This window comes from Nocardia coubleae NBRC 108252, from assembly GCF_001612805.1.
GTDB classification, from domain to species: Bacteria; Actinomycetota; Actinomycetes; order Mycobacteriales; family Mycobacteriaceae; genus Nocardia; species Nocardia coubleae.
The window spans coordinates 138,685-151,135 of record NZ_BDBD01000001.1 but is presented as its reverse complement, the minus strand read 5'-3'; the positions used below and the strand labels follow the sequence as shown (position 1 = coordinate 151,135).

The window sequence follows — 12,451 nt, the reverse complement described above, 5'->3', positions numbered from 1 at the left end:
ATTACCGATCCGTCCAATACGGAATCGCCGGGCATATGATCCGGATATGGATGAATACGGCGCGCAGGCCGTCGCGCCCCTGCTCGCGGCCTTCGACGCGGCCGCCGAGGAGGGCAACTTCACCCGCGCGGCGCAGCGTCTCGGGGTGCCCCAGTCCTCACTGAGCCGCCGGATCAAGTCACTCGAACAGCATCTCGGGGTGTCCCTGTTCCAGCCGTCGGGGCGCGGCGTGACGCTCACGCCTCAGGGCCGCGACCTGCACGAACGAACGCGCGACGTGCTGCGCGCGCTCGACGACGCCGTGCGTCGCGTGCGGGCCGACGCCGATCCGGAGACCGGTCTGGTTCGGTTCGGATTCCCGCTCACCCTCGGACCGATCAGCGTCCCCGCGTTGCTCGCCCAGTTCCACACCCGCGCGCCCGGCATCCGCCTGCACCTGGTGCAGGCCCACGGTGAGGCGCTGGCGGAGCAGGTGCGCGACGGCAGGCTCGATCTGGCGGTGATGATCCCGCCGCCCGACGACCTGCCGACGGTCGTCCTCGGGTGCCAACGCATCGATCTGCACGTGGCCCGAACCCACCCGCTGGCGGGGCGCTCGCGGGTGGCGCTGACCGAGCTCGCCGATGCGGCGTTCATCGCCAACCCGCCGAGCTATCAGCTGCGAGCCCTGCTCGATTCCTGGTGCGCCGCAGCGGGTTTCACCCCACGCGTGCTGTTCGAGATCACCGAGTTCGAGACGCTGCGGGCGCTCGTCGCGCTGGGGCTCGGCGTGGCGCTGCTCCCACCCGCCGAGACACCGCACCCCGACCTGGCCGCGGTGCGCATCGATGGCGAACGCGACCGCGAGATCGGCCTGGTCTCGGGAGACCATGGGTCGACGCTCGCGGTCGCGCGGCTTCGGGATTTCCTGATCGCCGGTCGGGCGGCGATCAGTGGGTGGTGAGGATCAGTCCTGCGGGACGCCGACGTCGATACCGCGCGCGGCGAGCCACGGGTGCGGGTCGATCGGGGCGCCGTAGAGCGAGCCGTCCGGCACGTGCACCTCGTAGTGCAGGTGGGGGCCGGTGGACTGGCCACGGTTACCGACGGTGGCGATGACGTCGCCGGCGTTCACGTGCTGGCCCGGCTGGACCAGGATCTCGTTGACGTGACCGAACACGCCGATGGTGCCGTCGTCCTGCTGGACGCGGACCCACAGGCCGAACCCGGAAGCCGGACCGGTCTCGATGACGGTACCGTCGGTGACGGCGAAGACCGGCGCACCGATCGGGTCACCGAAGTCGATGCCGTTGTGCGCGGCACCCCAGCGGGGGCCGTAGTAGGAGGTCAGGCGGCCGTTGACCGGTCGAACGGTCTGCGGGCGCGGCGGCGGGGGCGGCGCGATGAAGGGCAGCGGAGCGGGCAGCGGCGGCAGCGCGGCCTGGATGGCCTCGCGGTGCTCTTCCCAGGCCACCGGTGCGGCGGCGGGGGTCTCGGCCTGCACCTCGGGCGCGGTGGCGGAGGTGAAGCGGGCCTGCGAAACGCCGAGGGCGTCTGCCGAAGACGCCGCGACGGCGGTGGTGGTAGGGGTCTCGGGGCCGCTGAAGGCGGCGGCGGACGTTCCCACGAGTGCGGACAGGGCCACCGCACCCGCGACAACGCCTCCCAGACGACCTGCGAAGGCGTCGGAGATTCGGGCGGATAACGGGTTGGTCACGAACATGTCTCGAAGGTAGCTAATTCGTAACCGGCGCGGCGAATCCTGTGGCTGCCATCACGAGCGGCTAAAACCCCAGTTGATCTATAACAATCGCATCTCGAAAACAGAAATTCCCGGGAGCGACCGGGTGAAATACCGTGACCGCAAGATCATTGCCGACCAGGCGTTATCCGCGCACACTTGTTCAGTGGACGCTAACGGAGTTCGGGCAATCACCGCGTTATCCGACGCGACCAGGCGCGCGATCTTCGAGTCGCTGCCGCAGGGTCCACGCTCGGTCGCCGAGCTGGCCGAGGCCACCGGTATCACCAGCTCGGCCGCCTCCCAGCACCTGCGCATCCTGCGCGAGGCGCACCTGGTGAGCATGCGCCGCGACGGCAACCGCCACCTGTACTCACTGGATCCGCGCGGCCTCAACGACGCACGCGACTACCTCGAACAGTTCTGGCCGAGCGCACTGGCCGCCCATGCCGCCGCGCTGCGCGCCGCCGGTCAGCCGACCACTGCGGTACCGCCCGCCGGTCAGCCCACCCGGCGATAACGCGAGCGACTCGACTCGGCCCAATCCTGCTTGTCGAGCTGCGCGTCGACCGCGGCGATCACCTCGGGTACTCCGATGCGCAACAGGCCGGGGTCGGGGGTGCGGGCATCGGGATCGCCGACCTGCCCTGCCCACAGCACCGCGTGCCTGCCGAGCAGATGCGCGGGCGGACCGCCACGACGCGGCGGGGTGGGCCCGAACAGCAGCACGGTCCGGGTGCCGAAAGCGGTGGCCAGATGCGCGACGCCGGTATCGCCGCAGATCACGAGGGCGGCGCCCGCCACGGTGGCCGCGAGATCGGTGAGGTTCTGCCTGCCCGCGAGTACCCGGTCGTCGGGCAGGCCGGCCTGCGCGGCCACCTGCACGGCGATGTCGCGTTCGAACGGATCGCCGGTGAGCACCACGTCGCGGCCGAGGACCATCAGGTGCCGCACCACGGCGGCGAACCGTTCCGGCGGCCAGCGGCGCGCAGGCGCACCGGCGCCGACATGCACCACGACGCAGTCGCGACGGCTGATGGAGGCAACAGGGGGGACCAGCCCGAGATTGCGCCGATCGGCGGTGATGCCCTCGCTCTCGAGCAACTGACACCACCGATCCGCCACATGGGCCTCGGGATCCCAGCGCGGCCCGGTGAGCCGGGGCAGGCCCGGCGTCCGGTGCCCGATGATCCGCTTGGCGCCGGTATCGGCCAGCGCTCGCGCGCTCGCACCGTCGGGGCCGTGCAGATTCACCGCCAGTTCGGGCGCGGGACCGTCCCAGATCAGGGCCGCCGGATCGGCGGTGGCGACGAGTTCGTCGACCGAGGAGATCAGGTCGACGATCTGTTCGAGGCGATGGGGCGCGGCCAGCACGATCCGGCTGCCTGGTTCGGCCCGGCGCAGGGCACGCAGAGCCGGGACCGCGGCGAGCAGATCACCGAGTCCACGAGCTTGCAGCACGAGTACAACCGACACTCCCATCACCTACCCGGGACCGGAACGCGCCAAACGTTCGCAGTGGCAATGAGGTGTCGCTCGTCACCGCGCGCCGCGTCCCGCCCGTTCGGCGGCGGGTTGTGTGCCGCGACACGATCACAGCTTCAGCAACTTTCCAGGGAATGAGAGCTGGCGGGCATAACATCTCGTCATGACGACAAATACCGTGTTGGAGAGCCCATTTACCGCGCTTGCCAAGAAAACCTGGCAAACAATTCTGGTCACCGGTCTTCTCGCGGTGGTCCTCGGCATCATCGTGCTCGTATGGCCCGGTCCGTCATTGCTCGTCGCGGGCGTGCTCTTCGGTATTTATATGGTTGCCAGCGGTATTTTCCAGCTGGTCGCCGCATTCACTCATCTGCCGAGTACGAGCCTGCGGGTGCTCTCGTTCATCAGCGGTGTGCTGTCGCTGATCATCGGTGTGTTCTGCTTCCGCGACGACCTCACCTCGATCGTGTTGCTCGGCTTGTGGATCGGCATCGGCTGGTTGTTCCGCGGTATCACCGTGCTTTTCGCGGCGATCTCGGAACCGAGCATTCCGGGCCGCGGCTGGCAGATCTTCTACGGTGTGCTGAGCGCGATCGCCGGTGTGATCCTGATCGTCTGGCCGATCAGCTCCATCGCCACGCTGGTTCTCGTCGTCGGTATCTTCCTGATCGTCATCGGCATCATGGAGGTCGTCACGGCGTTCGGGATGCGGAAGGACGCGCACCTGCTCGACCAGGCCACCCGCTAGCTACATTCGTCCGCAATGGCCGGCGCCATCGGGTGCCGGCCATTGTCGTGTGAACTACCCTCGGCAGTCATGGAATTCGTTTACGACCTGGTGGTCGTCACCCATCTGCTCGGCATGGCCGCGGTGGTCGGTGGGTATGTCGCGTCGCGCCCGGTGGTCTCGGAACTGATGGTGTGGGGCGCCCGCGCCCAGCTCGTCACCGGCGTGATCCTCGCGGGCCTCGCCTCCGGCCTCGAATCGCTGGACAAGGAACCCGACACGACCAAACTGGCGGTGAAACTCGTCATCTCGATCGCGGTGGCCGGGTTCGCCGAAGTCGGCCGGGCCGATGCCAAGCGCGGCAAGCAGGTCGGCTGGATGACCGATGCCGCGGGCGGACTCGCCATCGTCAACGTGCTGGTCGCCGTGCTCTGGAACTGACCGGTTACGAGACCTGACCGGCCATCGCCCGCGCCCGGCGCGTCAACTCCACTGTCGCGGCTCGCAACTGACCGATCTCGGTGAGCGGTTCGGCATAGCCGACGCGGGTGCGGGCCACTCCGCGCGGTGTCTCGACCCGCAGTTCGAGACCGTAGCGGTCGGCCCGTTCGCAGCTCGCGGCCGTGGCATCGGGGAAGCCGCCGAGTTGGGTGGCCATGGCGAGCAGGGCGTCGGCGTGGTCGGCGTTGAGGTGGGCGATGCCGGGCGCCGCCTGCGGCATGATCGGGTCCGGTCGCGCGGCCAGGTACTGCGCGGCAGTCGCGGACTCCATCCGGCCGTAGCCGCCGACCCAGCGCACTCGTTCCACTCGCAGCACCCACAGCGTGAAATCGCTGTAGTCGATGTAGTACTTGGCCGCGGGCACCGCGGCCAGGTGCGCGGCGCGGGCCGCCTCGGCCTCGGCGCCGGTCGGCCGCTCCACCACACCGGCCAGGGTGATACGCGTGCCCGCCAGGGGATCGGCGGGCATGTCCGGCGTCACGATCGCGATGCTGGCGCGCGGATCGGCGGCCAGATTGCGTCCGTGCTCGGCCAGGTGCGACACGCTCAGCACGGGAGCGCCGTCGAGCAGCCCGTAGGTGATGAACGACGCCCACGGCGCGCCGTCGGCGGTCAGGCTGGCCAGGGTGCCCGTATTGGACGCGGCCGCAATCGTTCTGGCCTCCTCGGCGGCGGACGGTCGCGCGTCGTTGGCCAGGGGAGCGGTGGGCAGCGGAATGGCCGGTGCGTCGCCGGGATCGCCGTGGTCGAGAGTCATGACCCCAGCGTATCGAGCTGGACCGGATGGTGGGGCGTCCCCGACAACCATCCGTGCAGTGCGGTGTAGACGGCGTCGTGATTGAGCAGGCTGAAATGGTTGGCGCCCGGTACATGCAACCCGTTGCCGCTGTCGAAACCGATGCGCCTGCTGTGCCCGACCCCGGAACCGCTCCCACGCAACACCATCCCGTCACCGACCACCATCCCGAGCGGATGCTTCGGACTGTGGGTGACGGTCGCGGTGACGAAGTAGTGGTCGGCACCGGCCAGCAGCGGTACCTCGCGCACCGCCTCGGCCCGCAGCGCGTCGACGTCCCGGTCGCGCCAGTCCTCGTCGACGAGGGAGCCCTGGCGCAGATCGCGGATACCCGCACTTCGCCTGCGCAGCAGGGTGCTCAGCGGGCGGGTCTCGGGCAGCCGGTCGAGCACCGCGGCCGCGTAGTGCACGAACTGTTCGAGCGGGGCGCCAAGATGCGGCGAGCCGAGGCACACCACCTGTCGCACCGAACGCGCCCAGACGGCGTCGCTCTGCTCGGCCCGGTGGCAGGCGCTGCGCGCGACGAGCCCGCCCATGGAGTGCCCGATCAGGCAGATCTCGTGGACCGGGAGCGGCCACTGCTCGACCAGCCGGGTCAACAGGGCGTCGAGTTGCGCGGCGTTCTCGGAGATGTGCAGGCCGGTGTTGTAGCGCACGAAGACCGGGGTGTAACCGAGGTCGTCTTCGAGGCGTTCGCCGTAGGTCGGCCTGCCGCCCAGACGCCAGGCGTGTTCGGTCTCGACCAGCCCGTGCAGCAGGACGACGAGCTTCGTGGTCGGCACGGGAACGTGCGCGGCCAGCTGTTCGGCCGGGACCGGGGCTCCGTCGACACGAATGGTCATGGGGGAGGCCAGGATCGGTGCGTCGTCCTCGAGCGCGTCGCCGATCAGTCCCTGGACGGCCGCGAGGAAGCCCGCGCCCCAGACGGTGCGCGAGGGCGCGGGCAGGCCGGGTACCTGCACCGCGCTCGCCATCTCGCCGACGACGTAGCCGGTGCCGCCGACGACCGCGTACACGCTCTCGGTGATGGCGTCGTGCACGACCTTCACCGGGTCCGCGGCCGACCCGACGCCCGCGCGCACGGCGGTGAACACCCGATCGCTGATGGCGCGGTGGATGGCCGCGATCCCGTCGACCGCACCGACGAACTCGTCGCCCGCCAGGCGGGCGAGCGCCTGGACTTCGGCCTGGGACTGGGGGAGTTGCTCGGTCACGCTTTTGAGAGTACAACTGTGCACTGAAACGCGGCGGATTCGGGGATGCTTCGGGAGATCTGACCGGACTCACCGGTCGGGTTCCGTGTTCCAGCACAAGGCATTAGATCAGCGCGATATGCGCATCTAAATATATAAGCCTCGCTGGAACACCGAGGAAAAGAACGGGCAAGGACGGCGGGGTGAGGGGTTCCGCCGTCCTTGCGCGGTCAGCCCTGCTGGGTGATTGCGTACCAGAGCGCGCCCATCGTGCCGAGCACGAACAGCGGTGAGATGACCCAGGTCTCCACCCGGTTGCCGGTGCGGTCGATCAGCGGCACCCGGGTGCGCAGCGGGAACGGCCACAGCAGCCGGCAGCCCCGCTCGGTGAGGCAGTCGCCGAGCAGGTGCGCGAGGCAGCCGAGGCCGACGCAGATCGGCAACCAGGCGGGCCGGTCGACGATCCAGTGGTCGACCGCGAAGGTGCCCGCGCTGGCCAGCACGATCACCGTGCCGTACGTGCGCACACTCTTGCCCGGCGGACACAGGTGCAACGACCGCACCGCCAGCGCGAGCAGGAAGAACACCAGGCTCAAGGTGAACGGCCTGCCGAGCCAGTGCTCACCGGCCCAGGTGGCGCCCACCGCGCCCGCGACGAACAACAGCGAATGCGTGCCGTGCCGGTGCCCGCCCGACACCCAGGAGATGAAGCGGCACAGGTGATGTGACACCGGCCCGAGCACGTGCGAGATGGTGCCGCTCGGGTGATCCGCGTCCGGCAGCAGGGCCGCGCCCGCGGTGAGGAAGGTACCCATGATCAGCTCGGCGACGCCGAATCGTGTTGTCTCGCTGTCGAACAGGGGGAAGGCGGCGACGGTGAGCGGCAGCGCCGCGGCGGTCCCCGCCCAGGCCAGCGCCCCACTGGTCGCGTGTGAATGTCCTAGCACCCCGCAACGTTAGAGGAAGTAAGGACCTGCTCGCATATGCCCAGGAGTGAACCGGCAACGCCGACAGGCGATCTGACAATTCCGGCATTTCGCGCAATACTGTGCGCCGACACCGGTATCGAATTCCGGTCCTGAGTACGGGGGAAGAATGCTTCACCGCCGCCTGTTCGCCGTGATCGCCATTGCTACCGCGCTCGCCACGAGCGCCTGCCTGGACGACACGAAGTCCGCACCGACCGGTCAGAGGTCCACCTCGACCTCGAGCACCGTCGCCGCCCCGCTGCAGAACCGCCGGGCCGACAACGGCGCCGTCGTCCAGCAGAACGGCCTCAACGGGTCGGGCGAGCTGAAGATCGTCAACGGCAATTCCTCCGACTGCGCGATCGTCGTCACCAGCAGCGACCCGAAGTCGCCGCAGGCCACGATCTACGTGCAGGGCAACTCCAACGCCACGCTGAGCGGCATTGCCGGCTCCTACTTCGTCTACATGAAGTACGGAACCGACTGGGACCAGGCCGCACTCGGCTTCACCCGGGATCAGGAATTCTCGAAGTTCGACGACGTGTTCGACGCCGACACCGAGTGGGAGATCACCCTGCAGCCCTCGATCGGCGGCAACGCCTCCACGAGCGACGTCCCCTCGTTCTGATCGAGCCCATCGCACAGGTCGCGTGATTGTGAACTGTGCCATGGTGCGCCCGGTGGACGGGCTCGTCGGCTACCCTGCCGGGAGTCCGTCCCCCGAACGAAGGTGATCCATAGTGACTTCCGTGGCCGAAGCCCCCGATATCGCGTCGAAGGTAGGGCACTACTACCGGGTGGACGACGTCTACGAGGTCGGCCGTGAGAAGGTGCGCGAATACGCCCGCGCGGTGCAGGATTTCCATCCCGCGCACTGGGAGGACGAGGCGGCCGCCGCGCTCGGGTACCAGGGTCTGGTCGCCCCGTTGACGTTCGTCTCCATTCCCGCGATGGCGGCCAACCGGCACCTGTTCGAATCGGTGGTCGTCGGCTACGACATGTTCGTGCAGACCGAGCAGGTCTTCGAGCAGCACAAGCCGATCGTCGCCGGTGACCGCCTGACCGTGGACGTGGAACTGTCCTCGGTGCGCCGCATCGCGGGCAAGGACCTCATCACCGTCACCAACACCTTCGCCGACGAATCCGGCGAGACCGTGCACATCATGCACACCACGGTCGTCGGCATCACCGGTGACGACGGGGTGGACCCCGAGATCACTCGTGCGGTGGAGAACGTGATGGTGCACGGGGTGAAGGTCTTCAGCCAGGACAAGGACGCCGCCGCGTCCGACGTCGAGACCCCGCGCCGCCCCGAGGGCGACATCCACCTGTCCGCCGCCGGGGCCGCCCGGGTGCCGAGCACCACGCTCGCCTTCGAGGACCTCAGCGTCGGCGACGAACTGCCGCTGCGCGACGCGCGCCTGTCGCGCGGCGATCTGGTGAACTACGCCGGTGTGTCCGGCGACAGCAACCCGATCCACTGGGACGAGCGCATCGCCCAGCTGGCAGGGTTGCCCGACATCATCGCCCACGGCATGGTGACCATGGGCCTCGGTGCGGGCTTCCTGTCCGCCTGGTCGGGCGATCCGGGCGCGGTGACCCGCTACGGTGTCCGCCTGTCGAACTACACGATCGTCGGCCGCGAGGGTGGACAGGTCGAGTACACCGGCCGGGTGAAGTCCCTGGATCCGGTCACCCGCACCGCGGTGATCGCGGTCGTCGCCAAGTCGGCCGGTCGCAAGATCTTCGGTCTGGCCACCGCCGACCTGCGTTTCCGCTGACCGTCTCGCCGCGGTGACTTCACCGCGGCGCCACGGCCACCTCGGATCCGGTTGCGCTGCCTGCCTTCTCGACCCGGCCGACCCGCACCCAGGTGTTGTTCACCGCCGACGTGCCCGAGAGCGGGTCGGTGCGGGCCGGGTCGTGCAGCAGGTTGACATTGGCGCCCGGCAGCGCGGCGGCCACCTGCCAGCCGACGCCGGGTTCGCGGTGGCCGTATCCGTGCGGCACGGCCACCACACCGGCCCGGATGTCGGTGCTGATCTCCACCGGAACCTCGATGGCGCCGACCGGGGACTCGACGGTGGCCTGGTCGCCGTCGGCGAGGCCGCGGGCGGCGGCATCGTCGGGGTGCATCAGGACCGTGCAGCGGTCGCGGCCCTTGACCATCGACTCGATGTTGTGCAGCCAGGAGTTGTTGCTGCGCAGGTGCCGTCGGCCGATCAGTTGCAGGTCGTATTCGGTTGTGGGGGAGTCGGTTTCGTCGAGGACTGTGCGGACCGCCGTGAGGAAATCGTCGGGTGCCAGGTGGACCGCCCGGTCGGGGGTGCCGATCAGTTCGGGTAGGCGGGGGCGCAACGGACCGAGGTCGATGCCGCCCGGTGTGTCGCGAATCTTGCCGAGTGTCAAACCTTTCCGGCCGCGCCGCAGGACCCCGTAGGGGCCTGCCGCCACCGCGGCCGCGGTCAAGCGCAGGGGGCTGAGCTGTTCGAAGACCGCGTCGAGGACCCGGCCGGTGAACCGGCGGGCGGGCAGTGGGATCACCTCGGTGACGAGGCGGGCCAGGATCTGCCAGTCGTCCTTGCCGTCGGCGGGTGGGTCGAACACCTTCGCGTCGTAGCGGGCGTTGTTGCGCACGCTGAAAATGGGGAACAGCAGGTTCAGCTCCTCGCGTTCCAGCGCGGAGACGGGCGGCAGGATGAAGTCGGCGTGCCGGGTGGTCTCGGTGATGTACATGTCGACGGCGACGAAGAAGTCGAGGGCGGCGAGGGCTTCGTCGAGCTTGCCCGCCTGTGGTGTCGAGAGCACCGGGTTGCCCGCGTAGGTGATCATCGCCCGGATCCGGTCCTCGCCTGGTTCGAGGATGTCGTGCGCGAGGGCGGCGACGGGCAATTCGCTGCGGAAGGACCGGTAGGCGCCGGTGCGGTCGGTCCACGCGCCGTGGCCCACCCGCAGGTACTTGGCGTACCGCGCGCCGTCGACGACGGGCGTGGCGAACATCTGACCGCCGGGCCGGTCGAGATTGCCGGTGACGGCATTGATCGTGTTCACCAGCCAGTGGGTGAGGGTGCCGGTGACCTGCTGACACACACCGATGCGCGCGTACAGCACCGCCGAGGGCGCGGCCGCGTGGTCGCGGGCGAGCTTGCGGATGGTGTCGGCCTCGACCCCGGCCGGACCGGCCATCCGCTCCGGCGTGGTGTCGGCGACCAAGGCGCTGAGTTCGTCCAGACCCACGCACTGCCCGCGCACCCGGCGTTCGTCGCACAACCCCTCGGTGAGCAGCACGTGCAGCATGCCGAGCAGCAGATAGACGTCACCGCCCGGCCGCACGGCGATGTGTTCGTCGGCCAGGCGGGCGGTTTCAGTGCGGCGCGGGTCGATCACCACCACCGTCCCACCCCGTTTGCGGACGTCTTTGATGCGCTGTTTGGCGCCGGGCATGGTGGTGATCGAGCCGTTCGACACCGCCGGATTGGCCCCGAGGACCACCAGTCGGTGCGTGCGATCGATATCGGCCACCGGCATCAGCACATTCGATCCGAACATCCGCCAGGCGGTGAATTCCTGCGGGAACTGGTCGATCGAGGACGCGGTGAAGAAGTTGCGGGTGAACAGGGCCGCTCGCAACAACCCGCCGTAGAGCACCGACGAACTGTGCGCTGCCGGGTTACCCATGTACATGGCGATCGCGCTCGGGCCGTGCGTGGCGCGCACGGCTCGCAGTCTGGTGCCGATCTCGCGGAACGCCTCGTCCCAGGTCACCGGGACGAATCCGGTGGCGGTGCGTCGCATCGGGGTGCGCAATCGGTCGGGGTCGTGATGCAGGCCGCCCATGGCGGTGGCCTTGGGGCAGATGTAGCCCCGGGAGAGAACGTCGTCGGGATTGCCTTCGATCCGGGTGACGCGGTCCTCCCGCACTGTCACCAGAATTCCGCAGTGTGCCTCGCACAGTGTGCATTGGCGCGCGATCGTCTTGCTGTCCACAGCTTTTCCCGCCTTCCGCAGAACCGCCTGGTTCCACGCTAACCGGTTCGGGCGGTCCGCAGATCCGACTACGGGCGGATATCTCGGAGAGCGCGTGGCGCTCACCAAGGTTAAAGAGACGAGACGTTGCGTCTTGACAGCGTGGCCGACTGTTGGCATGGTGTAACTCGTGAGTCGAGACGGACCGTCTCGTCTGGATAGGAGAGTGACATGACCACCGCCGTATCTACCCGCACCTGGTTCATCACCGGCGCCAGCCGTGGTCTCGGCCGCGCCTTCGCCGAGGCCGCGCTCGCCGCAGGGGACCGGGTGGTCGCCGCCGCCCGCACCCGCGCCGCACTCGACGAACTCGCCGCCGCCCACCCGGGCCGGGTACTGCCCCTGACCCTCGACGTCACCGACCGGGCCGCCGTGATCGGTGCCGTCGAGGAAGCTGTCGCGCACTTCGGCCGCCTCGACATCGTGGTGAACAATGCGGGCACCCTGTCGATGGGCATGATCGAGGAATTCACCGAGGACGAGGCCCGCGCCCAGTTCGAGGTGAACTTCTTCGGCGCCCTGTGGGTGAGCCAGGCCGTCCTCCCGCACCTGCGGGCGCAGCGCTCGGGCCACATCGTCCAGGTCTCGAGCATCGGGGGTCTGGCCGGATTCCCGCTGTCGGGAATGTACGCCGCGAGCAAGTTCGCGCTAGAGGGCATGAGTGAGGCACTCGCGCTCGAGGCGGCCGATTTCGATGTGCGGGTGAGCATTCTGCAGCCCGGTGGCTACTGGACCGAGCTCTACACCGCGATGCGCAACACCGAACCGATCGAGGCCTACGCCCCGCTGCGCGCCCAGTTGGAGGCACAGTGGGCGGAGGGTTCCATCGACAGCGAACCGGCGCTGGCCGCCGAGGCGCTGCTGGAACTGGTCGGCTCCGACGACCCGCCGCGGCGCCTGCTGCTCGGAAACATGGTGTACGACTTGGCCTTCGACCTCACCCGCGCCAAGCTCGACACCTGGGCGGCGTGGGAGGCGACCAGCCGGGCCGCCGAACGAGCGGTCGCCGCACCGGGCGGTCACTGAAAGCGGCGA

The 12,451-nt window shown here is 69.0% G+C and carries 13 protein-coding genes; 7 read left to right on the top strand and 6 right to left on the bottom strand.

The features are described 5' to 3' along the window. Nucleotides 1-46: 46 nt before the first annotated feature. On the top strand, nucleotides 47-943 hold the full coding sequence (locus NCO8_RS00765; protein ID WP_067635496.1) for a LysR family transcriptional regulator: 897 nt from the start codon (nucleotides 47-49) through the stop codon (nucleotides 941-943). Between the two features lie 3 nt (nucleotides 944-946). On the opposite strand, the gene NCO8_RS00760 is transcribed toward NCO8_RS00765, so the two are convergent. Further along, complete coding sequence (locus NCO8_RS00760) at nucleotides 947-1,702, bottom strand: M23 family metallopeptidase (protein WP_084456271.1); 756 nt, start codon at nucleotides 1,700-1,702, stop codon at nucleotides 947-949. A gap of 184 nt (nucleotides 1,703-1,886) precedes the next feature. Here NCO8_RS00760 and NCO8_RS00755 point away from each other — a divergent pair, with 184 nt between their 5' ends. Then, on the top strand, nucleotides 1,887-2,240 hold the full coding sequence (locus NCO8_RS00755) for an ArsR/SmtB family transcription factor (protein WP_067492218.1): 354 nt from the start codon (nucleotides 1,887-1,889) through the stop codon (nucleotides 2,238-2,240). On the opposite strand, the gene NCO8_RS00750 is transcribed toward NCO8_RS00755, so the two are convergent. Then, on the bottom strand, nucleotides 2,222-3,202 hold the full coding sequence (locus tag NCO8_RS00750; RefSeq protein ID WP_067492219.1) for a glycosyltransferase family 9 protein: 981 nt from the start codon (nucleotides 3,200-3,202) through the stop codon (nucleotides 2,222-2,224). The two genes, NCO8_RS00755 and NCO8_RS00750, sit on opposite strands and share 19 nt — an antisense overlap. A gap of 166 nt (nucleotides 3,203-3,368) precedes the next feature. On the opposite strand from NCO8_RS00750, the gene NCO8_RS00745 reads away from it, so the two are divergent. Then, entirely contained in the window at nucleotides 3,369-3,953 is a 585-nt protein-coding gene (locus NCO8_RS00745; protein WP_067635494.1) for an HdeD family acid-resistance protein, read from the top strand. Nucleotides 3,954-4,022: 69 nt separating this feature from the next. After that, on the top strand, nucleotides 4,023-4,373 hold the full coding sequence (locus NCO8_RS00740) for a hypothetical protein (RefSeq protein ID WP_067635492.1): 351 nt from the start codon (nucleotides 4,023-4,025) through the stop codon (nucleotides 4,371-4,373). Between the two features lie 4 nt (nucleotides 4,374-4,377). On the opposite strand, the gene NCO8_RS00735 is transcribed toward NCO8_RS00740, so the two are convergent. The 3 genes from NCO8_RS00735 to NCO8_RS00725 form a co-directional block, all read right to left on the bottom strand. Next, a complete protein-coding gene (locus NCO8_RS00735) occupies nucleotides 4,378-5,190 on the bottom strand; it encodes a HugZ family pyridoxamine 5'-phosphate oxidase (RefSeq protein WP_067635490.1) in 813 nt (270 codons plus the stop codon). Beyond that, nucleotides 5,187-6,443 (bottom strand): lipase family alpha/beta hydrolase, encoded by a 1,257-nt coding sequence (locus NCO8_RS00730; RefSeq protein ID WP_067635488.1) that lies wholly within the window; start codon nucleotides 6,441-6,443, stop codon nucleotides 5,187-5,189. The genes NCO8_RS00735 and NCO8_RS00730 overlap by 4 nt, the downstream gene beginning before the upstream one ends. Nucleotides 6,444-6,652: 209 nt before the next feature. Then, complete coding sequence (locus tag NCO8_RS00725) at nucleotides 6,653-7,369, bottom strand: metal-dependent hydrolase (RefSeq protein WP_067492224.1); 717 nt, start codon at nucleotides 7,367-7,369, stop codon at nucleotides 6,653-6,655. 148 nt (nucleotides 7,370-7,517) lie between these two features. Between NCO8_RS00725 and NCO8_RS00720 the strand changes: the two genes are divergently transcribed. Continuing rightward, nucleotides 7,518-8,018, top strand: a complete 501-nt coding sequence (locus tag NCO8_RS00720) for a hypothetical protein (RefSeq protein WP_067635486.1) — start codon at nucleotides 7,518-7,520, stop codon at nucleotides 8,016-8,018. Between the two features lie 112 nt (nucleotides 8,019-8,130). Next, a complete protein-coding gene (locus NCO8_RS00715; RefSeq protein ID WP_067635484.1) occupies nucleotides 8,131-9,171 on the top strand; it encodes a fused (3R)-hydroxyacyl-ACP dehydratase subunits HadA/HadB in 1,041 nt (346 codons plus the stop codon). A 19-nt stretch (nucleotides 9,172-9,190) separates the two neighbouring features. On the opposite strand, the gene NCO8_RS00710 is transcribed toward NCO8_RS00715, so the two are convergent. Continuing rightward, nucleotides 9,191-11,377, bottom strand: coding sequence for a molybdopterin oxidoreductase family protein (locus tag NCO8_RS00710; RefSeq protein WP_067635481.1), 2,187 nt, complete (start codon nucleotides 11,375-11,377; stop codon nucleotides 9,191-9,193). Between the two features lie 210 nt (nucleotides 11,378-11,587). Here NCO8_RS00710 and NCO8_RS00705 point away from each other — a divergent pair, with 210 nt between their 5' ends. Next, complete coding sequence (locus NCO8_RS00705; RefSeq protein ID WP_067635479.1) at nucleotides 11,588-12,442, top strand: SDR family NAD(P)-dependent oxidoreductase; 855 nt, start codon at nucleotides 11,588-11,590, stop codon at nucleotides 12,440-12,442. Nucleotides 12,443-12,451: the final 9 nt, after the last annotated feature.